The 22,705-nt window shown below is 54.6% G+C and carries 23 protein-coding genes; 10 read left to right on the forward strand and 13 right to left on the reverse strand.

The genetic code is table 11. From position 1 onward, the window contains the following. Nucleotides 1-3: 3 nt before the first annotated feature. From KP814_RS25800 to KP814_RS25835, 8 genes are all read left to right on the forward strand, one after another. A complete protein-coding gene (locus KP814_RS25800) occupies nt 4-546 on the forward strand; it encodes a YfiR family protein (RefSeq protein WP_216739486.1) in 543 nt (180 codons plus the stop codon). Between the two features lies 1 nt (nt 547). Continuing rightward, nucleotides 548-2,926, forward strand: coding sequence for a response regulator (locus tag KP814_RS25805; RefSeq protein WP_216739487.1), 2,379 nt, complete (start codon nt 548-550; stop codon nt 2,924-2,926). Nucleotides 2,927-2,935: 9 nt separating this feature from the next. Further along, nucleotides 2,936-3,301: a response regulator gene (locus KP814_RS25810; RefSeq protein WP_216739488.1), complete on the forward strand. Its 366-nt coding sequence runs from the start codon at nt 2,936-2,938 to the stop codon at nt 3,299-3,301. Between the two features lie 68 nt (nt 3,302-3,369). Then, nucleotides 3,370-3,780 (forward strand): response regulator, encoded by a 411-nt coding sequence (locus tag KP814_RS25815; protein ID WP_216739489.1) that lies wholly within the window; start codon nt 3,370-3,372, stop codon nt 3,778-3,780. A 156-nt stretch (nt 3,781-3,936) separates the two neighbouring features. Next, entirely contained in the window at nt 3,937-4,509 is a 573-nt protein-coding gene (locus KP814_RS25820; protein ID WP_216739490.1) for a DUF4136 domain-containing protein, read from the forward strand. 65 nt (nt 4,510-4,574) lie between these two features. Next, a complete protein-coding gene (locus tag KP814_RS25825) occupies nt 4,575-5,126 on the forward strand; it encodes a DUF4136 domain-containing protein (protein WP_216739491.1) in 552 nt (183 codons plus the stop codon). 200 nt (nt 5,127-5,326) lie between these two features. Then, the gene (locus KP814_RS25830; protein ID WP_216739492.1) at nt 5,327-6,307 is read left to right on the forward strand and encodes a triacylglycerol lipase; all 981 of its coding nucleotides are present in this window, start codon (nt 5,327-5,329) and stop codon (nt 6,305-6,307) included. 129 nt (nt 6,308-6,436) lie between these two features. Next, the gene (locus KP814_RS25835) at nt 6,437-7,498 is read left to right on the forward strand and encodes a lipase secretion chaperone (RefSeq protein ID WP_216739493.1); all 1,062 of its coding nucleotides are present in this window, start codon (nt 6,437-6,439) and stop codon (nt 7,496-7,498) included. A 44-nt stretch (nt 7,499-7,542) separates the two neighbouring features. Here the strand turns inward: KP814_RS25835 and KP814_RS25840 are convergent, their stop codons facing one another. Genes KP814_RS25840 through KP814_RS25850 form a run of 3 tightly spaced genes read right to left on the reverse strand, consistent with a single transcriptional unit; the run spans nt 7,543 to nt 8,551 of the window. After that, nucleotides 7,543-7,929 carry a RidA family protein gene (locus tag KP814_RS25840; protein ID WP_216739494.1) on the reverse strand — a complete coding sequence of 129 codons (387 nt, stop codon included), beginning with the start codon at nt 7,927-7,929 and terminating at the stop codon, nt 7,543-7,545. A 42-nt stretch (nt 7,930-7,971) separates the two neighbouring features. Further along, complete coding sequence (locus KP814_RS25845; protein WP_216739495.1) at nt 7,972-8,211, reverse strand: DUF2798 domain-containing protein; 240 nt, start codon at nt 8,209-8,211, stop codon at nt 7,972-7,974. A 43-nt stretch (nt 8,212-8,254) separates the two neighbouring features. Then, entirely contained in the window at nt 8,255-8,551 is a 297-nt protein-coding gene (locus KP814_RS25850; RefSeq protein ID WP_216739496.1) for a putative quinol monooxygenase, read from the reverse strand. A 118-nt stretch (nt 8,552-8,669) separates the two neighbouring features. On the opposite strand from KP814_RS25850, the gene KP814_RS25855 reads away from it, so the two are divergent. Both KP814_RS25855 and KP814_RS25860 read left to right on the forward strand, forming a co-directional pair. Further along, entirely contained in the window at nt 8,670-9,620 is a 951-nt protein-coding gene (locus tag KP814_RS25855) for a LysR family transcriptional regulator (protein ID WP_216739497.1), read from the forward strand. Next, entirely contained in the window at nt 9,617-10,180 is a 564-nt protein-coding gene (locus tag KP814_RS25860; RefSeq protein WP_216739498.1) for a hypothetical protein, read from the forward strand. Before KP814_RS25855 ends, KP814_RS25860 begins: the two co-directional genes overlap by 4 nt. Nucleotides 10,181-10,317: 137 nt before the next feature. Here the strand turns inward: KP814_RS25860 and KP814_RS25865 are convergent, their stop codons facing one another. The 10 genes from KP814_RS25865 to tssA form a co-directional block, all read right to left on the reverse strand. Beyond that, nucleotides 10,318-10,731, reverse strand: coding sequence for a VOC family protein (locus tag KP814_RS25865; RefSeq protein WP_216739499.1), 414 nt, complete (start codon nt 10,729-10,731; stop codon nt 10,318-10,320). Nucleotides 10,732-10,767: 36 nt separating this feature from the next. Continuing rightward, nucleotides 10,768-11,469 carry a transposase gene (locus tag KP814_RS25870; protein ID WP_011398028.1) on the reverse strand — a complete coding sequence of 234 codons (702 nt, stop codon included), beginning with the start codon at nt 11,467-11,469 and terminating at the stop codon, nt 10,768-10,770. Between the two features lie 25 nt (nt 11,470-11,494). Then, nucleotides 11,495-14,251, reverse strand: a complete 2,757-nt coding sequence (gene tssH / locus KP814_RS25875; protein WP_216739500.1) for a type VI secretion system ATPase TssH — start codon at nt 14,249-14,251, stop codon at nt 11,495-11,497. After that, nucleotides 14,248-15,369, reverse strand: coding sequence for a type VI secretion system baseplate subunit TssG (gene tssG, locus KP814_RS25880; RefSeq protein ID WP_127971766.1), 1,122 nt, complete (start codon nt 15,367-15,369; stop codon nt 14,248-14,250). Before tssG ends, tssH begins: the two co-directional genes overlap by 4 nt. Continuing rightward, nucleotides 15,333-17,162 (reverse strand): type VI secretion system baseplate subunit TssF, encoded by a 1,830-nt coding sequence (gene tssF / locus KP814_RS25885; protein ID WP_216739501.1) that lies wholly within the window; start codon nt 17,160-17,162, stop codon nt 15,333-15,335. Before tssF ends, tssG begins: the two co-directional genes overlap by 37 nt. Continuing rightward, nucleotides 17,162-17,653: a type VI secretion system baseplate subunit TssE gene (gene tssE, locus KP814_RS25890; protein ID WP_011398024.1), complete on the reverse strand. Its 492-nt coding sequence runs from the start codon at nt 17,651-17,653 to the stop codon at nt 17,162-17,164. Before tssE ends, tssF begins: the two co-directional genes overlap by 1 nt. A 9-nt stretch (nt 17,654-17,662) precedes the next feature. After that, nucleotides 17,663-19,171 (reverse strand): type VI secretion system contractile sheath large subunit, encoded by a 1,509-nt coding sequence (gene tssC / locus KP814_RS25895; protein WP_216739502.1) that lies wholly within the window; start codon nt 19,169-19,171, stop codon nt 17,663-17,665. 129 nt (nt 19,172-19,300) lie between these two features. Then, nucleotides 19,301-20,794 carry a type VI secretion system contractile sheath large subunit gene (gene tssC / locus KP814_RS25900; protein ID WP_216739503.1) on the reverse strand — a complete coding sequence of 498 codons (1,494 nt, stop codon included), beginning with the start codon at nt 20,792-20,794 and terminating at the stop codon, nt 19,301-19,303. Continuing rightward, the gene (gene tssB / locus KP814_RS25905; RefSeq protein WP_216739504.1) at nt 20,794-21,327 is read right to left on the reverse strand and encodes a type VI secretion system contractile sheath small subunit; all 534 of its coding nucleotides are present in this window, start codon (nt 21,325-21,327) and stop codon (nt 20,794-20,796) included. Before tssB ends, tssC (KP814_RS25900) begins: the two co-directional genes overlap by 1 nt. A 79-nt stretch (nt 21,328-21,406) precedes the next feature. Further along, nucleotides 21,407-22,672, reverse strand: a complete 1,266-nt coding sequence (gene tssA / locus KP814_RS25910) for a type VI secretion system protein TssA (RefSeq protein WP_216739505.1) — start codon at nt 22,670-22,672, stop codon at nt 21,407-21,409. Nucleotides 22,673-22,705: the final 33 nt, after the last annotated feature.

Here is a 22,705-nt window from a genome sequence, read left to right on the forward strand (position 1 = left end):
CGGATGCCGTCTCGACAGATGAGCTGGAAATGGGCGAGCGGCTTGGCGACGGCGATAACCTTGGCGTTTTCCGCCATAGTTTGGGCGGTGGATGTCGAGTATCAGATCAAAGCCTCTTATCTCTATAACTTTATGCAGTTTGTGAGCTTTCCCCAGGAATCCCTGGCTCACGATGGTCAGATCAAAGTCTGCATCGTTGGCGTAAACCGCTTTGGCGACGCTCTGGATGAAATAAACGGGGCCAAAGCACCGCAAGGGACAGTCGTTGTCAGTAGCCTGGGACGATATCGACCCGACCTGCCGATATATGGCTGTAACGTGTTGTTCCTCTCTTCCTCGGAAGAGAGGGAAACGGAACGAATCCTGAAGCTGGTGGATGTACGTGAAGTACTGACCATTAGCGAATATTCCCCGTTTATCGGCTATGGCGGATTGATTGAGCTGTATCAGATAGATGACAGCATTCGCTTCAGAGTCAACGCGTCGTTAGTCACTGAAACCAAATTCAAGGTGGCGGCGCAGTTGGTGCAATTGGGAGTGGAATAACATGCAAAATGCGCAAACGATGGAGTTGAGCTGGTGGCGGCGGGTTAGCATTCGCGCCAAGATGCAGATAGGCGTTCTCGGTTTCGCGCTTTTGCTGTTATTGATCTGCGCTATCACTCTGACGGTGATGGCGAACCTCTATTTTCATCAGAAGATGCGCCAGGATCTGCAAATGCTCAGCAAGGTGCTGGCGGAGAACAGCGGCGCGGCGCTGACCTTCAATGATGCGACCTCCGCCGGCAAGGTGTTGTCGGCGCTGAAAGAAAATGCCTCCGTGGAGGCGGCTGCGTTGTATCAGAATGGGGAGGCCAAGGCCTTTGCAGAATATCCGCAACATGGCGCTGCGGTTGGTCTGGCGGCGATGGCGGGTAAGGATGGCGTTTGGCTGCGACAGGAGTTTTACGTCACCTCGACGCCGGTGAAGGTGAATGAGGAAACCGTCGGATATCTGGTGCTGAAATCGAATCTGCAGGAGTGGGATAGATTCAAACAGAAGCTGTTGAGTCTATTCCTGGTGCTGATCGGCGGCATGCTGGCTCTGACGTTGCTGGTGTCCTATTGGCTAAAGTCCCATATAACGCAGCCGTTGGCGTCGCTATCGGAGTGGGCGATGCAGGTTTCCAAGCACAAGGACTTCAACGCCCGCGCCAGCAAGCGCAATGAAGACGAAATCGGGCATTTGGTGGACAGTCTCAATGTCATGTTGTCCGAGTTAGCGCGGCAGGAAACCATCGTCTCGCTGAACCGGGAGCTGGAGTGGGAGATTCAGGAGCGCAAAGTGGTGGAGAAAGACCTGATCGCCACGCGCAACCGGGCTGAGGAAGCCAACAAGGCGAAAAGCCGCTTTCTCGCCAATATGAGCCATGAACTGCGCACGCCGCTCAACGCCATCATCGGTTACAGCGAAATGCTGCAGGAAGTCGTGGCGGAGGACGATTATGAGAGAGAGGAGATTCTCGATGATATCGGCAAGGTGCGCTCAGCCGGTAAACACCTGCTCAGTCTGATCAACGACATCCTGGATATCTCCAAGATTGAAGCCGGCAAGATGCAGATTAGCATCGAGGCGTTCAGCATGGAGGATTTGGTGGATGAAGTGGCCGGCGCATTGCGGCTATTGGCGGATGAACGACGCAATAAGCTGGTTGTGCGCGGCGCTGGCGAAGTCGGCGTGGTGCATAGCGATCTGGTCAAAGTCCGGCAGATCCTGTTCAACCTGTTGAGCAATGCGGTCAAGTTCACCCAGGACGGCGTCGTGGAGCTGATATGCGAGCGGGAGTCCGCTGACGGTGAGGACTGGATGCTATGCAGGGTGCGCGATACGGGAATCGGCATCAGCGCCAGTGCGATCAAAGAACTGTTTCGTCCTTTCAGTCAGGCGGACCCTTCCACCACGCGACGCTACGGCGGCACTGGCCTGGGACTGGCGATCAGTCGCTCCTACGCCACGATGCTGGGTGGGGAAATCAGCGTTACCAGTAAAGAAGGCGAAGGCTCGGAGTTCTGCATACGTCTGCCCACCACTGCTGAAATCCACGGTCCGGAAGAGCGCATCGTGGGCGGGGAGACAGTCGCGTCCAAGCCGCCGTTGGCTGCGTCAGACACGCCGACGCCTGCGTCTAATGCGATGACTGGAGCCAGGCTGTTGCTGATCGACGATGATCCCACAGTGCATGACATCCTGAAACATCAACTGAACAAGCATGGCTTCTTGGTCAGCTCGGCGCATTCTGGCGCCGAGGGGCTGACATTGGCGAAACAGGAAGAGTTTGACGTCATTGTGCTGGACATATTCATGCCAGGACAGGACGGCTGGCAGGTGCTGCAGATGCTGAAGTCCGATGCGGCGACAGCGCATATTCCTGTGGTCATGCATACCATTGAGTCCAACGCGCAGAAGGGATATGCCCTGGGGGCGTCCGATTTTCTGGTGAAACCGATCAACGGCGCGCGCCTGTTGTCCATCCTGCAGCGCTATCAGAAAAAAGATGCTGGCATGAAAGTGCTGTACGTGGACGATGACGTACACAGTCTGGAGTTAGTGCGCGCGTATATGCATGGAACAGGATGGAACCTGATTATGGCGGAGGACGGCCGGGAAGGCTTGGAAAAACTGGATCAGAACCCGGACGTTTCTATGATTCTGCTGGATCTGATCATGCCGGAAATGAATGGCTTCGAATTTCTTGAGCAAATCCGCCGCAATGAAAAAACCGCGGATACAGCTGTTATCGTGATTTCCGCCAGGGATTTGACCCAGGCGGAGCGCGGCCTGTTGCGACAGCAAGCTCAGGCGGTGCTGCGCAAAGGCATGTATGACAAGAGTGCGCTGCTGAGCCGCATCAAGGAAGTGCTGGAGGAAAGGATGCCGGTAAGTTAGGAGAGAGTCATGACGTTGCTGCTGATTGTCGAAGATAACGATATGAATGCGGACATGCTCACGCGTCGACTGCGTCGGAAAGGGTACGACATCGCGCTCGCCTGCGACGGCGGCGAGGCAGTGACCATGGCGCAGGAATGTCGCCCTGCGTTAATCCTCATGGATCTGAGCTTGCCTGTTATCGATGGCTATGAGGCGACTCGAAGGATAAAGGAAGGCGGAGGGTGCGATGCCCCGATCATCGCGCTGACAGCCCACGCCCTAGCGGAAGATCGCGATAAAGCACTGGCGGCGGGATGCGATGATTACGAAACCAAGCCGGTGAATTTCCCCCGTCTGCTGGAAAAGATAGAGCGCTTTTTGGCGACAGGTTAAAAGACGCTTCAGCGAAGGTTAGACAAACAGGACGCGCTGGGTGGGCGGAAACGGTTGTGGAGATGGCGATGCCGCAAACGACAGATGTGCTGATAGTTGAAGATGACCCGGCCTCCAGACGTTTGCTGCTGGATGTCCTCGAAAATGCAGGCTACCGCTGTCAGGCTACAGATAACGGCGAAGAGGGCGTGCGGCTGGCGTCCGAGTTGTCGCCTCGGGCGATCCTCATGGACATCAAACTCCCAGGCGTCAGCGGTATCGTCGCCGCCGGCCGTATCAGAGAAGCTGAATCGCAACAACGGAATCAAGCAGATAGACGGGCCATGTTGATCATCGGCATGTCCGCTCACGCCATGAAAAACGATCTGGAAACCATCGAACAAGCGGGATTCGATTACTTCATCACCAAACCCTTTAGTTATCGCGTGCTATTGCAGTACCTACAGGAAAACTTCGCCATCCACCCAACGGATCGTTGAACGCGCATTGCTCTGAACAGGCGCTCCGTGAGAGCGTATTACCAATTGTTCATGGAAAATGCCCAGGCCGGGCAATATTGTAGGAGTAAGTTGCAACTTCCGCTGGAGGCAGCGCTGGTTGCGTTCCTCTAACGGGCGCGTCATGGGGAGCGCTTTATGTTTCACAAGCGAATGCTTGGCGGTATATCCGCCATTCTGGTTACGTTGACCTTAACCACCAACCTGTCCGGCTGCGCCACGAAAGCGGCGCGATATGACTATCAGCCCGGCAGAGACTTTTCCTCTCTAAAAACCTATGCCCTGACGCCGCCCAGTGTCAACGGCGGCGCGACCACGCTGAGCGACGCTCGGGTTGAAAACGCCATACGCCTGTTCATGCAGAACAAAGGCTTTCAAATGGTCGACAAGGCCAAAGCGGATGTCTGGAGCACCTGGCGGATCAAAGAGGAAAAGGAAATCCGCCGCGATGGAATCAGTTATGGTTTTGGCTATGGCATCGCGAGCGGCCGCACCGGCGTCGGCATCAGTCTGGGAACCCGGCCGCCGGCGGAAGAGGTGATGCGAGGCAAATTGGTGCTGGAGATGATCGATCCGCAGAACGCCAATGTTATCTGGAGCGCGGAGGCCGCTCGTCCTCTGAGCGAGAACGATACTCCGGCGGCGAAGGAAGCGGAAATCCGCAAGCTGGTGGGAGAAATGCTACAGAATTTTCCACCGAAAGACGCCTGATGGCATGAGTGATAGATTAGGCGTCAGGCTGACGCTGGTTGTGGAATGTAGGTGAGGAGACCTCAATGAACCTGTGCGGACAACTGAATTGGCTAAGTCGTGTGGCGACGCTGTGCGCGCTACTGCTGTTGGGCGGCTGCGCCGGTTATCAAGTGCGTGGCGATTATGCCGAGGAGTTCGACTTCTCCAGCATTCATACCTACCGCTGGGCGACGCAGAATCGCGACGCTCAGGGCGTGGTGGGCTTGCGCGAACAGCGCATGCGTCAGACTGTCGAGCGGGCGCTGCAAGGCGAAGGTCTGTCTCCTGCTGAGTCGGCGGACGTGCTGGTGCGTGTCCTGTATCGCATTGATGACCGGCGGGAATTCCGTCAGGAGCCTGGGTTTGGGTTCTGGCGGCCTTTCTTTTCGCATGATCGTGATGTGGTGGAGCATGACTACCAAATGGGCGTGCTCACAGTGGAGATGATCGAGCCCAGTACGAATCGCGTCGTATGGCAGGGTTCTTCATCCAGGCGTATGAGTTACGACCAGACCCCTGAAGAAAAGATCAAAAACCTGGAAGAAGAGGTGCGCGCCATCTTCGAGCGCTATCCGCCGCAGCCGGCGGCGCAATAGTCTTTCCGGCTTCCTCGTCCTGTCAAAGCATCCAGCAGGGATGCTTTTATCTGATCCCGAGACCGGGAGAATTTCTTTTTCGTGTGTTGTCAGGAAGAGTCACCCATACAGGTGATTCTTTTTCGTTTGTCGCTTTATTAACCTGAAAACGCTGTTGAGAAGTACAAAAATAAACATTAACGAAAGCAGAAGGTAGCGTAATGGAAAAAATAACGCACGCTGTATGTTTGGTCGTGGCAGCTTCACTCTCCTCCCTCTCACACGCTGATGGATGCAGCGCCTGGGCGGGTTCTTCAGATGGTTATACCGATACTCAACATCCCTTTCTGATGGTGCATGGCATTACCGGTTTCGATACCGTCGGCGGATTGTTGGGATACTTTCACACCGTGCCCATGAATCTGTGTCGTAGCGGCGCCGATGTGGTGATCGCCAGCGTATCGCCGTTCAATGATAGCGAACAGCGCGGTCTGTCATTGGCGGACGATATCAATAGCGGCGTCTATGGTGATGCGGTGAAGTACAACGTGTTCGCCCACAGTCAGGGTTCGCCCACCACACGCGCCGCCATCACGTTTGACGCGCACGCCAATGGGGAAGGGCAAGGGCATATCGCCTCGCTGACTTCCGTGGATGGCGTCAACAATGGCTCCCGGGTGGCGGATATGATTCGCGGCGTTATTCCTGCGGACAGTTCCATTGAAGGCGGCGTCGCGGCGGTTGCGAACGCCTTCGGCGCTCTGATCGCCTGGATTGCGGGGGACGAGCATCAGCAAGACTCCATTGCGGCGCTGGATTCACTGACCTCAGTCGGCACTGCGGATCTCAACAGTCGGCACCCCTATGGGACCGCGTCTGGGGAGTGTGTGGAGGATCGCGATACCGTTGTGACTTATCGCGGCAATGAGATCCGTCTGTATTCCTGGGCGGGAAGAAGCGTGATGACCAACATTCTGGATCTGCTTGATCCGTTTCTCTTCACCACCTCATTGGCGTTCGGCGGGCAGCCTAACGACGGTATGGTCTCCGTCTGTTCGCAAAAATTGGGCGAATACCTGGGTGACTACGACGCCAATCATATCGACGTGATTAATCACGTGATGGGCGTAGGTTCCATCTGGCATAACCCGGTGTCCCTGTACCGCGTACAGGCCAACCGCCTGAAAAATATCGGACTCTAACCAGTAGTTTGAGCAGTGCGCCCTCACTATGACATGCGGTGAGTGCGCGCTGCGATTTGTCCCCCCGAATTAATCGCAACAGTACGTTATAAAAATCAGGACGTTATAAAAATAAAAAGGAACCTCGCCATGAAAAATCTCTCCCTCGCCTTGTGCGTTGCGGCCCTCGCTGCCGCGGTATTGTTGCTCTTGCAACCTGACGTCACCGAATCTCCCGTCGCGGCGGAAGCCAATCCCGGGGGCTCTCAGCCAATGGGAGCTTATGCAGTTAATGAGGCGCAGCCGCCCAGGTTTTCTCAATCCGATGCGCCAATGACGACGTCGGCATGGAATGGCGCCAACTTCGCCCGCGCCTTGGCTGGGACGGATATCGACGGTGATCTGCGAGTGGATGAGAATGGTCTTTTGATCATGGACATTCAGGTGAAAGACTTTTTTGATTACTTCTTCCTCGCCGTCGGCGAACGTACGCCGGAAGAAGTGGTCGCGGAGATTCGGCGACGTATTTATGAGCGGTTGCCGGGTCCGGCTGCAGAACAGGCGATGGGCTTGCTGAACGACTACATTTCCTATCAGGAGCGAATAGGCGAATTGATGGCGGCTCCGTTGGCGCCTGCGGAGAGTCAGAACTATGAATACTATGCATCGGTAATGGCGAATACCTTCGAGCAGCTGAAGTCACTGCGTCGGCAAATATTCGCCCCCGATGTGGTCGACGCCTTTTTTGGCCTGGATGAAGCCTATTCCGGTTATGCGCTGGAGGTTATGCAAGTGAAGGCGGATGCGCAGTTGAGCGACAGAGAGAAGGTCAGCCAAGTGGAGGTCTTGCAACAAAAACTGCCGGCGCAGATGCGTGACGCCCATCGTCAGGCCACGCAGCGGGAGAGTCTGACGCGGGAGGCGCGACGCATGTACCGGGAAGGATATGACGCCGACAGTGTGCGACAGGCTCTGCGAGGGCAGTTTAGCGATGAAAAGGCGGAAAAGATCATTGCTTATTATCAGAGGCAAGATGAGTGGCGCGCCCGCCTGGATGATTATCAACGCCGCAAGCAGGATATCCAGGCGGCTGCGCGCACCGATGCGGAAACCGTCGCCGGACTTACACAGTTGCGCAACAGCCTGTTTACCTCAGAGGAATTGAAGCTGGTGGAGAGTTACGACGCAATCGACAGGAAAGCCGCACAATAGGATAAACCCTGAGCGACGCTGATGGCTTGAAGGTGGCGGCGTTGTTAAAGCGCCGCCACTGCTTCGATCTCAATATCCACCTCGGGAGAGAAAAAGCCGCTGACTTCCACCAGCGTACTGGCGGGGTAGGCGCCCTGATAATGCCTGTTGAGGCCTTCCCTCACCAGCGCCAGATGTTCGGTGGACTTGATGTAGACCGTGACCTTTAGAATCCTGTCCAAACCAACGCCCTCTGCCTCAGTGATGCGCCTGATTTGAGCGAAAATAGCGTCGATCTGCTGATCCATCGGTTTGCTGACGCCACTGTCGTCATATGCTGTCAGCCCACTGATGAACAGCAGGCCGTTGAATGCGGTAGCGTGACAGTAAGGCCCAACGGGCTGCCCCAGCGCTGAATAATTTTGACGCCGGATTGGTTGTTTGTTTTCCATGTATCGACTCCCACTGTTTGCTTTCTTTAGTAGTTAAGAGTCCTATCTGCGGCTTAATGTAGCGCTCGCCGCCATCAGCTTCTCGGTGACTTTATTGACCGTCGGCCCCAGTGCGAAGGCGATGGTGAAAGCGGTCGGCCACGCCAACAGAAAGGCGCGCATCCAGTGCGCGGTGAAATCTCCCTGTAAACCCAGGTTGAGAAAAGTCACCCATGCGCTCATCAGAAAACTGAGAGCTAAAGACATGGTCAGGCTGTAGAAAAAACGAAATTTTACTGACATAAATTTCTCCTACTGATTACGAACGGAACTCAAGGTTTGCGGGTCAACCTGCGTTTTGATTGACTGGCGAATGCACGACTATTTTCTCGACTTGCGTCAGATTGAGAGCCATATAGCGCCGGGTGTGTTCATAGGTGAAGTGCTGGTCCAGCGCCTTTGGGCTTATCCATGACTCCCAAAGGATAAAGTGAGTGGGGGCGGCGGCGTCCTGGAAAATCTGGAAGGTCAGACAACCTAATTCTTTCTGCGTGTCCGCCTCCAGTTGCGCCAGTTCCCGACGGATTAAATCCGGGTCGCTTCCTTCTGTGGCGCGTATGTGGGCGGTTAGATGGTGGGGCATGTTTGACCTCTTAATCCTTGTGAAGGGTTGACGTTATTAACTAAGGCCGACATGCTAGTGACATTCATAAATAGAATATACGCGTATAAACTAAATCTTAAATTCCAAATTTGAAATCATGCTTGATGACTTGGCGTTATTCATAAAAGTGGCGGAACTTGGTAGTTTTTCTAAAGCGGCTGCGGCTGCCGGAGTTCCCGCGCCGACGTTAACGCGGCGGGTGCAGAAGCTGGAGGCCGAACTGGGATGTCAGTTATTGCATCGGTCCGCACGACGATTGCAACTGACTGCTGCGGGGCGAAAGGTATTTGATGAGTCGTACCTGCATCTGTCCAGCCTCGATAAACAAATGGCGTTGATAAAAAAGGATATTTCGGCGGAAGAGGGCGAGGTCCGTGTGTTGGCCCCGGTGAACTTGGCCAATGGGCCGCTACGCCCTTTGTGGGGGGACTTTATGTCCCGTTATCCCAATATTCAGCTGACTTTGCAGCTAAATAACAGGGTGGAAGATTTCACTGGTTCGCAAGCGGAGCTGGCGGTGCGCGTCGGACCGCTCGCCAATTCCGCATTACGGCAAAGACTCCTTGGGTCGATCCGCACGGTACTGGTGGCGACGCCTGACGCCGCTGCGGAAATCGAGGCGCAAGGCGCAGAGTTAACCCCTTCAGAACTGGGGCGCTGGCCCTGGGTGGCTTCAATATCCGAGAGCATTCGCCGTCTGCGTCACCGCCATACAGGCGAGATGGTGAATATCGACTGGCGTCCTCGCGCTCACATCAACGACCTGTCCCTGGCGATCGATATCCTGAAGACTTGCGGTGGGTGGATGTTATGTCCCGTTTCCCTGGTCTGGGAGGACCTGCAACGCGGCGACCTGCGACAGATACTGAGCGATTGGGAAGGGGCCAACAGGGAAGTGCATGTGGTATGGAACGACCGCAATATCCTGCTTAGACGCACCCAGCTGTTACTGGATTTCCTGACGGAAGAAACCAGACGCATACCGAGCTTGCTTGGTGAATTGCCTGCTGTATCAAAAGCCCGTAGATCGGGATTGGAGAGCAAATGAGTAACTTTGAAATTATTGACGTCATCACTTCACCGATAGGCGAGGACTATTTCCCCGAGCATTTTTTAAGGGAAAGCCAATACATAAGACAGATTCAATATGCTTCCTCCCCCAAAGCAAGCAGTAATGCAATACAACATTACAGGGGAAGCGTAGATGCAAACTGGCATGGGTGGTTGGAAACTTATATCAGGCTTGTCGCCGAAGGACGTTTTCCCTATCTCTGGCCTTTGAGGCAGTACGGTCTGGGTTTTGATTTCGCTGGACAATTGGATGACTTCAAAGACGGCGCAAGTTTTTACTCTCTAGGTAGCGACCCCATTGGAGATTGGTTTGTTATGTCTATCGACACAGGATCTTGGGTCCATTTATGCGATCACCATGTTTATACATTGTATGACGGTTGGGATACGCCGAACCACCTGTTGGCCTGGGCTTTGAGAGTGGTGTTGGGCGATGAGTACGAGATTACGGCTGACGAACTTAGAAACCATTGGCGCACCAAGAAGCAACGTATAAACGAAGAGACGCTTGAAAGAATTATTGATGATTTGAGTTAGGCCGATAGGCTCTTTTTGTTTCTTTGAAAAGCTGAGAGGTATTGAGCGCTCGGGTTTCTGCCGCTATTTCAGATCAGTGTCTTGCCTCTTATGTTTAAGCCATGTCGCGTTACGACATGGCTATATAACTATTAATTTTACTTGTCCTCAGGCCCAACCCAGGCGTGAGGATTCCAGGCGATTTCCCACAGGTGGCCGTCAGGATCGGCGAAATAGCCGGAGTAGCCGCCCCAGAAGGTGTCTTCGGCGGGTTTGACCAGTTTGGCTCCGACCTCGACGGCCTGTTGGATCTGTGTATCCACTTCTTCCTTGGACGCCAGGTTATGGGCGAGGGTGACGCCTTTGAAGCCTGAACCGTTGTCAGGCACTGTCGCATCTTCCGCCAGCAAGTGACGAGGGTAAAGGCCCAGCCAGGTCCCGTTGAGGGTGAAAAACGCCACATTGGCGCTTTCCGTTGGCATCTTGGGCAGACCCAGGCCTTTCTCGTAGAAGTCCACGGAGCGCTGTAAATCCTCAACGCCCAGTGTGATCATGCTGATTCTTGGTTTCATTGCGCCTCCATGTACATTGGGACTGAGCGAATCCGATCAGGATTTCGCTGCGTCTTTCGGGGGGCGGCCTCGTTTCATCGGCCGGACAGGTCGGTCCACCAGATCTTCAATCTGATTGATGAAGCGGTCTCCGCCTAATACCAGTTCATTGAGTAATGTCTGCTCGATATGCCGGCGTATCCAGGGCTCCATTTCGTACTGCATGAGATCCAGAAATGATTGCTGACGTTCTTCCGCATCATCCCCGAGATCGGTATACATGGGATGGTTACGAATCAGGCCGAGTTCGTCTTCGCCCCTGGCGTGCGCATGATAGCTTGACCAGGGGTATTCCGATTCATTCGGCGCCAGGCCGCGAAACACGGCCAGGGAGTCGATATAGCGATAGCACGTCAGCATATAGCCGGAGGAATCAATCAGACTGGATTTATAACGGCCTTCCCACAGCGTGCCGCTACGGTGGTAGCGGTGATTCACATACTGCACGTAACGGCGTCCCAAAGACTGCATCATCTGAGGGATGCCGTTTTCAATGTGCGGCGTGACCAGCAAGTTGAACTCATTTTTCAGCAACACGTACGCATGCACGTAGCACTGATATTGTTCAGACGCCTTGCCCACGCATTCAAGGAAGTACAGATAATCCTCTTTATCAAAGAAGCAGGGGAGGCGATTGTGCCCCCGCTGCATGATAAGTTGTGGATGGCCGGTAAGATTAAATCGTGTTTTTCTCGCCATGCGCGTCCAGTTGCACTCCTGTTAATTATTCGGCTGCGTCCGCATCGGCATCCACGTCTGCGTCGACATCAGTATCCACCACCGCTTGCGGTTCCGCAGACGCTGCAGCCGCGGCGTCGGCATTGAACAGATAACCGAAGTTACCTTCTTCCGTGGCGCTGATGTGGATATGCTCGATATGCTCCCCGTTCGCCAGTCTGCTCAGACATTCAGTGGACAGTTCAGGCAGCACGGTGCGGTTCAGTATATGTTCGATATTACGCGCGCCGGTATCCACTTCCTGCGAACGGGCGACGATGTTAAGCAACACGTCTTCGTCGTAGGTGAATGCGGCGCCGTAGTGATTGCGTACTCTCCGCGCAATACGATCCATGTTGATACGACAGATTTTGAACAGATTCTCGTCGTCTAACGGATAATACGTAATAACGTTGGCGCGGCCCAAAAACGCGGGTTTGAAGTACTTCAGCAGCTCATGACGCATGCTGTCGAGCATGACATCCGGCTCGGGCTTCTCTTCAGACTGCGAGCAGATAGCGCGAATTGCTTCTTCGCCAGCGTTGGATGTCATGATGATGACGGTGTTCTTGAAGTCGATGTCGCGACCTTCGCCATCTTTGATGGTGCCCTTGTCGAACAGGTTGTAGAACACGTCCTGCACGCCCTGGTGAGCTTTCTCCATTTCGTCCAGCAGAATGACCGAATAGGGCTTCCGGCGAGCGGCTTCCGTCAACACGCCGCCTTCGCCATAACCGACATATCCGGGAGGAGAGCCCAGCAGCATGGAAACTTTGTGCTCTTCTTTAAACTCGGACATGTTGATGACGGTCAGATTCTGCTCGCCGCCGAACAGGGTGTCCGCCAGCGCCAGAGCGGTTTCGGTCTTACCTACGCCGGAGGGACCGACCATCAGGAAGACGCCGATGGGCTTGCGTGGGTCCGTCAGGCCTGCGCGGGAAGTACGGATCGCCTGGGCGACGGCTTCCAGGGCGTGGGATTGACCAATAACGCGTTTTTCCAACTGATCATGCAGATTCAGAATGCCGTTGATCTCGTCGCTCACCATTTTGCCGACTGGGATGCCGGTCCAGTTGGCGACAACTTCCGCCACAGCCTGGCCATCTACGTGAGGCATCATTAACGGCTGATCTCCCTGCGCGGACGCCAGGGCGGAGAACAGGTTCTTGAACTCCACCTGCAGTTCAGCGACTTCTTCGTCGCTCAGGCGGTCGCCGGCGTCTTCAGCGCCTTTCTTGGCCTGGAAGTCTTGCTCCAGCTTGGTGCGCACATCCAGGATTTTGGCGATCAGGTCTTTTTCTTTCTCCCACTGTTCGGTTTGCGCGGCGAGAGAAGCTTCTAATGCGGCTTTTTCTTCGGTAAGCAGGTCCAGCGTCTCGTGATATTCGCCGGAAGAGATATTTTCCTGAGAAATCAGGTCGAGGTTGGTGTCGATCTGTTGAATGCGACGACGGGTGTCCTCAATCAAAGACGGCGTAGCGCTTTGGCTCAGGGATACGCGAGCGCAGGCGGTGTCGAGCAGACTCACGCCTTTGTCCGGCAACTGACGGCCTGGAATGTAACGTGCGGACAGTTTCACCGCCTGGACAATAGCGTCATCAGAGATGCGCACATTGTGGTGTATCGCCAGGATTTTTGAGATGCCGCGCAGCATGTCGATCGCGACGGCTTCAGACGGCTCTTCCACTTTCACCACCTGGAAGCGGCGGGTCAGCGCAGGGTCGCGTTCGAAATATTTCTTGTATTCCGCCCAAGTGGTGGCGGCGATGGTGCGCAGTTCGCCGCGCGCCAGCGCAGGCTTGAGCAGGTTGGCGGCGTCGCCTTGGCCTTCTTTACCGCCCGCGCCGATCATGGTGTGCGCCTCATCGATAAACATGATGATGGGCACAGGAGACGCTTTGACTTCCTCAATAACGGATTTCAGACGCTGCTCGAATTCGCCTTTCATGCTGGCGCCGGCTTGCAACAAACCAAGATCCAGAACATGGATGTGTACGCCCTGCAGAGGCTCCGGTACGTCTTTTTGCGCGATGCGCAGCGCCAGACCTTCAACGACGGCAGTTTTACCAACGCCGGCTTCACCGGTCAGGATGGGGTTGTTCTGACGGCGACGGGTCAGAATGTCGATACACTGACGAATTTCCGGATCGCGACCCAATACAGGATCGATTTCGTTGTTCAGTGCTCTTTCGGTCAGGTTGACAGTATATTTCTGCAACGCGCCGCCTTGCGCTGTTGGCGCGGCTGGAGCGCCGCCCGCAGCGGCTTTCAGGTAGGCGCGGCTCTCGGAAGACTGTCCGGTGACGGCTTTCACCGCCGGCAATACTTTCTCCAGGGAGATTTCCTGCAGGGTTTTGACTGAGCTCAGCAGCTGGTTACGCATAGTGTTGTGCGACATGATCGCCGCGAACAGATGCGCGGAGCTGATGAAGTTTACGCCCATCTCCACTGACGCCAGCAGCCAGCCGGCTTTTAGCGCATCCACCACCAATGGTGAAAAGGGCACCATATCCCGGGGATTGTCGCGGTGGAATTTGCCTACGGTCTGGCTCAGTTCTCTGCTGATTTTGCCGATGTCGACGCCCAGCTGTTCAAGCACTCGGTCCAGGTCGCTGTCGCTTTGCTCCAGCACCTTCAGCAGCACATGTTCGATTTCCAGTGAGCTGTGACGTTCCTGTTGGGCCAGACGCAGGCCATCTTCCAGCGATTTGCGTACGACGGAAGTGGTGGGTTCAATGAGTTGGCGTAAGTTTAACTCAATCATAAGGTTTCCCTTTTCTTTTGTAGTCTTTCTATAGTTCGCTGCATTGCGTGCCGGGATACAGACACGGTAATGAACCGATCTTGTTGTCGTGTTGAAAACAGTTTTGAGTTCCAGCCCAGCAACGGCGGCGCCGTCGGGTGCGCAAGCTGGCTGTTTGGCAGTCGGTCCTGCCGGACTTTAAGCGATAAGTCAAAGTCTAGAGCAACCCCCGCCATAGTTCGAATCAGCTTGTACATGGCTCCCAGGATTTCCGTGCCGGAAACGATGGACAGGAAACGTGGGTAGTCGATGTCGTCGAAGTGTACGGTGAAACGGTTCTGCACCGACCAGGTCTTCTCACCCAGAATGGCCTGCTGTCCCAGACAGTGATTCACGCCGGGGAAGCGGCTGCCGCCCAGGCGGGTTTGCACGTCGTCCGGCATGCGCCGCCATTGTCCGCGGAAGTGCAGGATGCTCACCTTGAGGCCAAAATGCTGTCGGATGGCTTGCGACAGGGCCTCAGCGGAACACACGCCGCGGCTCATCAGTCCGGCGACGTTGAAGATATCGCCGGACGATTGATAGAACTTGGCGCTGCGCATGCTGGCCAGGCCCATCAGTCCTTTGATCATCTCCGCATGCCGGTCGCGGTTGTATTTGGGGTCAAGCTGGTGGTTGGCCTCAAAAGTCAGCGGAATGCGGTACTTTTTCCAGGAGCGATAAAACAGCGACAGGGTGCGGTGGTCCAATAAGTCGAAGAAGTGCTTCATCGACTTATCTTTCTGCCGCAGACGCTGCAGAATCAGGTCGCGATAATGGAACGGCAGTACGCCGCGCGAGCCGACCAGTCCCCAGAAATTCACAGACATCGCCCACTGATCGCGAGACGCCAGCGACTTATCGCCGCCGCGGGTGATCTTGTCTACAGCGCCTCCTTCGAAGCCCATGCTGGGATTCACGACGAAGCGCACGGGCTCGTTCCTGGGCGGGTAAAATCCCCCCAGAGGAGTGCGAGGTCGCGCATCCTGTGGATCGAAATGCTCCAGCAGACGCACCAGCTGGAAAAAATCGAACCGCCAGGGGTCCTGCTGCAGCCGTTTGGTTAGATGAGAGGCTGGGAGCCGATTCTCGGTGGCCATTTCTTGAGAATATCCTGTCGCCCTTTGATTCGGGCAATTAATCGGGTGAACGCGTTAATCGAACAATACATGGCGAAGAACCTTTCCAGTATCGAGGCGAACAGGAAGGTGCTGTTGCCTGACATCAGGTTGTCGTCAAAGGTGACTTCGATTTCCACCCCACGGCACACGGTGGTTTTGCCGCCGATTGTGATCGGCGCCGTCATCGGCCGGGTCTGTACGTTGACCACGGCGGCGATGATCGCCCTTGAGGCCGCGCTGTCCTGAAAATCATATAGCGCCAAAATTTCTTTAAGTACGTCAATGGCTTCCGGACTATCGAGCGATAAATAGTTTAATGTCAGATGCGACACAAGACGCCAGCGCGCGCCATCCCGTAATGGTGGCCGTACGGTGGGCGTCAGGTGCGTCAAAGAGTCGATGCCGCGCAAGGAAACGCCTACGTCCAGGCAGGTGAAGCGAGGCTGTCCGCCGCCGAAGGGCAGTTTCTCAGGCGTATTGCGATTGAAGCACATTACGTCGACGGTCAGGGTCTCGTCGGACAAATTCGCTGGCGCGTAATTCAGGTCCACGAGAGATATTTCCAGCTCGCTGCCGGGTTCGTTGCCAAGCTCGCCGCCAATTTTAGGGTAGCGCTGGGCGTGCCAGAAAAGCTGGGTTTCTCGACCGATATCAAAGTGACTTAAGCCATAAAAGGGCTTGTATTCCTTTTTCTTGCCATCGCCGGTTAAACCTTGGACGCGATCAATGGAATATACTTCATAGTTATCCGGGAAACGCGCGTCGGGAATAATCGGATAGCTGTACTGATCATGCTCGATATCAATGGGCTCGGCGCGATGTTTGAAAAGATTGATGATCGGCGTGCAACCCAGGGCGAAATTGCTGGCTTCCAGATTGCGTTCCAGCTCCGCATGGGATTTGTTCAGATAGAAATACAAATCCAGGTTGGGGCCGAATTTCTCATTCAAGCGTTCGCCAAGGCCGGTCAGGTCGACGAACAGGAATTTTTCCGGGAACACCATGTATTCGGTAAGCAGGCGATAACCCGGGAAGGATTGCGGCGGCGTTGGAATCAGCGCCTCTTCCTCGGCAAATCCGACCGGCTGCAGACAACTGCTGTGCAGGAACATCGGGTTGACGTCGTCAGCGCCTTTGGACGCGACGATCTGCACGCAGTGATTCATCAGCAGCTCATAGAGTGAATAGGCGTATTGCGACTGGCCGCGCAGGAAAAAGCGGAGTTTATCCAGCGGCAGTTGCCCTAAATCGATTTCCGGCGCGAAACCTTCCAGGCGAACGTGAATCACCGCGGAAGCGCCTTGCACGGTTTGCGACCCGGGAGCAATGAAAGGGCGCTCTTTGAGGCTCGCTTTAGTGACTTCGATCGGAAGCAGATCCAGGTCGTAACCGGTGCTGAATCGACACACTTTATTCTGGAATACGTCGCTCTCCAGGCGTGAATGGCGCGCGACATGTAAGGGGCCATCCAGATCTTTCGCCGCTCTGAACTGCACTACCGCCATAGAGGGTATCGGGCGCAAATAGTGTGGATAGAGTTGGTCAAGCAGGGCGTCGGAAAGTTCGGAGAAATCATCCTCCAAACGATACTGAATACGGGCGTTCAAATACGCGACGCCTTCCAGCAGGCGCGAAACGTGTGGGTCTTCCACCACGTCGCCGGAAATGCGCAACCGACCGGCGATCTTGGGATGTACGCGGGCGAACTCCGCGCCGGACTGGCGCAGGTAGGCCAGTTCCTTCTCGTAATAGGGTAATAATTCGTCGCTCATTAACGCGCCTCCTGAACGTTGACGATAGCCGAAATCGGCTCCAGGGAGGAATCAAAGGAGATTTCTTCGGGAGCAGGTTCGGCGAACAACACCGCCTCGATGCGGAAATGCAAGGTGGCGCCTTCCGCCCAGTCCTCATCCAGGGTTATGACCCTGACAGACTTAAAGCGGGGCTCAAACATGGCGATATGTTGTTCCACTGTGCGGCAGAACTGACTTTTACCTTCCGCACTAAGGAAGTTGATAGTGTGCAGGTCGGGCAGACCGTAATTGATCAGCGACTCGTCCAGCTGACGCAGATTGTCGGATGCGGAGATAGGGCGATAGCGCGTGTTGAGGAGGTCCTCAAGATCGCGGCGCACGGATTCGCGGAGCTCGTTGAGCACCTGATGGCGATTTTTTTCCGGTTCAACTTTCAGGTCCGGCCTCTCATCTATCAGCCGGTCCAGCACCGAAGGGCGCAGTTTTTGGCTCTTACTTATTTTCGTCATCCGAATCCCTTAACTAGCGGTGTTAACCTCTGTCGTCAGATGCAGCTCCGACACCAGGCGATCGGCCTGATAATGTGGGCGCAAGTAAATAGTGGTGGCGAAGGAGCCGGGCTTCTCGGGTATCTCTTTGACTTGCACCGAGCCTTCACGCAGCGGATAACGCGCCTGCATGAACCAGTCCGCATCTTCCTGCGAGGTGACATACTGGGTCAGCCAACGCTGCAGCTCGCGCTCGCAGTCTTCCGCCCGCCTGACGGAGCCGATCATATCGCGGGTAATCACTTTGATATAGTGGGCGAAGCGGGAGCCGCACAAAACATGCTGTAGCAGTGAGGACAGCCTGGAGTTGGCGCTGGCGATCCGGTCCTGAAATACTTTCGCACGGTGCAGGGTGGGGGTGCTGTAAAACACGCCCATAGGAACGTCGTAGCACTGACAGAGCGCAATGAGTCCATGCTCACTGAGCGCGCGTTCGCGTTCGTCGGAAAAAACGGCGTCAACAATCGGCTTATGCGCGATTTTCTTGGCGTCCGTAGCAAAAGCGTCCACGACCAGATTGTCGACGGCGCCGCCCGCCATGTGATCGCGAAGCAAACCGCGAATATGCGAAAACCAGCCTACTTCAGTGAATTCGCGTATCAATACTTTGGCCAACGCAAAGTTGGCGTATCCCCACAAGTAGTTTTCATTGGAAGCCTGAGCGTGCTTTTCTGAGAAAAGCAGCCCGCCATGTGGGGCGATCTGAATAGAGTAGGGATTGCGGATCAGCACGCGGGGCATCGTCAGTCCCAAAAAGCGCGTGTCAGGGTGATCGCGCAAACTGTTCCAGGAAATGTAGTCCTGTTCGCTGAAAAGTTGCTTCAGGCTGATCGGGCTGGTGATTTCCGGGAAGCTCGCCATTTCAAACAACTGGGGCGCGGCGTTAAGCAGTATCGGCGAAAAGGACGCTGCGCCGATTTCCGCCAGACGCTCCAGAGTGGGAATGTCGTTAAAACGGTGTCCCGCAAAGGGCTTATGGGCCACCTCAAAATTCATCAAGATGATGCCGTAGGGCTCGCCCCCAGGCACGTCGTATTCTTCGCTGTATATCTTGTGGAATAACTGACTCTGGTCGAACTCCACGGAGCGATTTACGTCCTTGGTGATTTCAGACCAAGTGATATCCAGGAAACGGATCTTCACCAGCTTGCGACCATATGAATAACTCACCACGTCGTACAGGCTGCGCCAGGCGCGCTCTAAATCCTGAAACTTGCTGTGGTGAAGAATTTGGTTAACCTGGTTGATGATCTTGTTGTCGATCTGGGCGACGGCTCTTTGCAGCCAAAGAATCAGGTAGTCGTAATCCAGCGGCTTACCGGCGGCTTTGTCCTCGTAACACCAATCTGGAAGTTTGATCAGTTGAAGTATCTTCTTTAGCGCGATCACTTCAGCGGAGCTTGGCCCCTGCGTGCGCTTCTGCACAACTCCGTAGGTAAACGGCATGGGGTTGTCGTTTGGAGATACTTTATTCTGCATCTTGGATTTGCGTAAGTCTGCCCGGAGAACGTTTATTTATTGGTTTAATTCTAAAATTTAAGCCGGGCTTGCACTCTAAGAGAGCAGGCCCGGCCCAAGCATGTCGCTTACTGTTCCTGAGCGGTTTTATCAACCGGACTTAGGAATCTCCGCAACCAGACGTAGAGAAGTGGTGAGCTCTTCCATTTGCAGCCATGGGCGCAAGTGAGCAACGGCGCTGAAAGAACCAGGAGATTCTGGGTTCTCTTTAACCTCAACGCGCGCTTCAGCCAATGGATACTTCGCCTTGGATTCGGGCGATGCGTCCGGGTTGCTGTTGCAGTAAGTGTTGATCCAGTTGTTCAACCAACGTTCTGCGCCTTTGGCGTCCATGAAGGAGCCAATCTTGTCGCGAGCCATAACCTTCAGGTAGTGGGCGACGCGCGAGGTTGCCATGATGTAAGGCAGTCTTGCGGAGATCGCTGCGTTTGCGGTCGCGTCGGCTTTGTCGAACTTCTTGGCCTTCTGGCAGGTCTGTGAACCGAAGAATACGGCATAGTCAGTATTCTTGTAGTGCAACAGGGGCAGGAAGCCTTGTTTGGACAATTCAGCTTCACGACGTTCAGTGATGCCCACTTCGGTCGGGCACTTCTGGTCAACGTCGCCGTCATCGCTGACGAACAAGTGAGAAGGCAGGCCAGTTACTTTACCGCCATTCTCTGCGCCACGAATCGCTACACACCAGCCGTGTTCAGCGAAAGCCTGAGTCAGGGTGGTGCCCATAACATAGGCGGCGTTCATCCACGCAAACTTGTCGTGCTCGACATTCGCGGCTTTGCCAGTTTTGGAGTCGATCGGCAGCTCTTCATAGTTGAAGTCTTCGATGGACTTGCCGTTTCTGCCGTAGGGCATGCGAGACAATACGCGCGGCATAACCAGGGTGACGAAACGGGAGTCGTCGGAATCCCGGAAGCTGCGCCAGGGGATGTATTCCTGAGTCTCAAATATTTTCTCCAGATCGCGCGGGGTGGAGAGTTCGGTGAAGTCATCAAAGCCGAACATCTGTGGGCCAGCAGCGGAAATGAAGGGGCAGAAACCAGCGGCTGAAACGCCCGCCATGTTTTGCAGCAACTCTACGTCTTCCGGGTGGTTGGAGAATTCAAAGTCGCCGATCAGCGCGCCGTAAGGCTCGCCACCTGCGGTGCCGAATTCTGACTCATAGATTTTCTTGAAGATCTGGCTTTGGTCGAACTCAACCGCTTTGTCCAGGTCTTTGTACAGCTCACGCTTGCCGATGTTCAGCATGCGGATTTTCAGCGAGGAGCTGGTCTCGGAATTCATGATCAGGTGGTGCAGACCGCGCCAGGAGCCTTCCAGCTTCTGGAATTTGTCGTCGTGCATGATGGCGGCCAATTGCTTGGACATCAACGCATCGATCTGATCAATCGCTTTATTTATGGTGACGGTGAGGTTGCGGTCCCATTTGACCATACCTGCGCCCGCTTGTTTCGCCAGGTTTGCGATCAGGTCCTGGGCTTGCTCAGGCTCGGTTTGTTTGGTGGCGGTAATCGCCATGTCCAGCAGACTGGAGCTGGATTCTTCCGCTGCTCCGGATTCCTGACCTTGTAATTCTGCGTCGCTCATTAGGCATCTCCTCCGTCTTCATCTTTGGCCGGGCTACGCTCTTCCACTTCTTTGCTCAATACCGCCATCTTGTCTGCGTCAGATAGGACCTGTTCCAACAAGCCTTCCAGCTCTTCAGAGCGGTCAGCTTTACTCAGCAGGTCGCGCAGGCGGTTACGCGCTTCCAGCAACTCTTTCAGCGCTGGAATTTGTTTAACGATGTTCTGTGGCTCGAAATCTTCAATAGAATTGAAAGCGAGACTCATGCCTACTTGCTTGTCAGGGTCGCCGGAAATTTCGTCTTGTACTTTGAGGTCCAAAGTGGGAGCGACTTTCTCCATGATTTCATTGAAGTTGTCACGGTCAATGTTGACGAACTTGCGCTCTTTCAGGGATTTCTTGGCGTCAGTATTGTCGCCTGAGTAATCGCCCATGACCCCAACTACAAATGGCAGCTCTTTTTTGACTTCCGCACCACCAGTTTCCACATCATAAGTAATGTGCACTCGCGGCTTGCGGACTCTGTTTAATTTATCCTGTAGGCTATCTGACATTATTAAGTCCTCTTTGATTTAGCTGTAGGTATCCGGTTAAGCGTCAAAAAAATTTTTAACCCTTTAATCTGTTGATTTGTCACCAACCCTCGCCACTGCCTCCGTCTCTACCCCAGTTTTCACTCGAGCTTTGCTCGGGCTCGGAAGCATCCTCGGCTTTCGCTTTTGGCTCAGGAATGGTGACCGCTCTCGCCGTTTGCGATAACTGGCCGATTGGAGCTGCGTCTTCGCCAATTTGAATACCCGTCATTAAAGCATAGCGCGCCCGTGCTTCTTCGTCAGGTATCAGCTCCATGAGCAGTTCTTGAATAGACATTCTACCCCAGCTGGCGGCTCTTTCAATGGCTCCGCAGAGGGGGGAATGCGGTTCTGTCTTGCGGAAATATTCGGCGATCACCAATAGATGGTTGATAGCGTCTTCGCGACTTCTGAAGGGTCCGTGCGCAACGCCGCCTCTCATTTGCTGACCGCCTCCTCCGCTATTGTTTCCGCCTGATTGGCCGTCATCGGTCTGCATCGGCGCTTCATCATCGGAAAGCAGCTTGTTTTTCATCAGGCGCTTATACAGCTCTTCAACTTCCTGCAGCGCATTCTTGACGCCACTGGTGGGAAGGCTGGCTTTGCTGCCGCTTTCTGAGCATTTGGCGTCGACCAGTTCGCCGATCTCCTGCCATAACGCCAGCGCTTCCTGAATATCTTCATAAATATTCTGCGCTTTGTCAGGGCTCACGGTGAGGAGTTGCTGGTTAACGATATCCTCACTAAGACTCAACTCTTCAAAGCGGCGAATACGCTCCTCTGGGTCTTCGATGTCCAGAGCGTCCTGAAGGCGACCGTAAGAAGTCAGAGTCAGCACGTTTTCCGTATCGTCAGTCAATGGCGTATTTTTGATCGGTAGCACCAGTGTGCCTGTACCGTCCTCGCCGTTGAGCGATATCAGTGGATAGATGCGGGTTTCTACGCCATCTTCGTCAGGAAGCGGGTAGACCGTGTCCCAAAAGTTTTCGACCAAGCCTTTAATGATCTGAAGACCATCGCGAAGTCCGGTGAAACCTTCCAGTTTCAGTAACGCTTCGGTAAACCACGCGGCGACTTCAAGGTCTTTGCTTTTGCGTTTAAGAATTGTTGGGGCGAGACGACGGATCTCCCGCCATTGTTCAACCAGCTCCAGTTCGCCGTTGGCGTCAAAGCGCGCAGCCTTGGCCAGAGATACGACTTTGCGACGCGCGGCCTTGGCGGCGCTGAAGTCACTGTCGTTTTCATCTCTTAGGTCGGTTCCGGATGGATTCTCGTCACTGATTGGCGAGAAGAAAGGCTCTAACTCAATAATATTGTCAGACGCCATAATGTATTTACTCCATAAAATCGTTCGGCGCTC

It is taken from the genome of Hahella sp. HN01 (assembly GCF_018986435.1).
Classification (GTDB): domain Bacteria; phylum Pseudomonadota; class Gammaproteobacteria; order Pseudomonadales; family Oleiphilaceae; genus Hahella.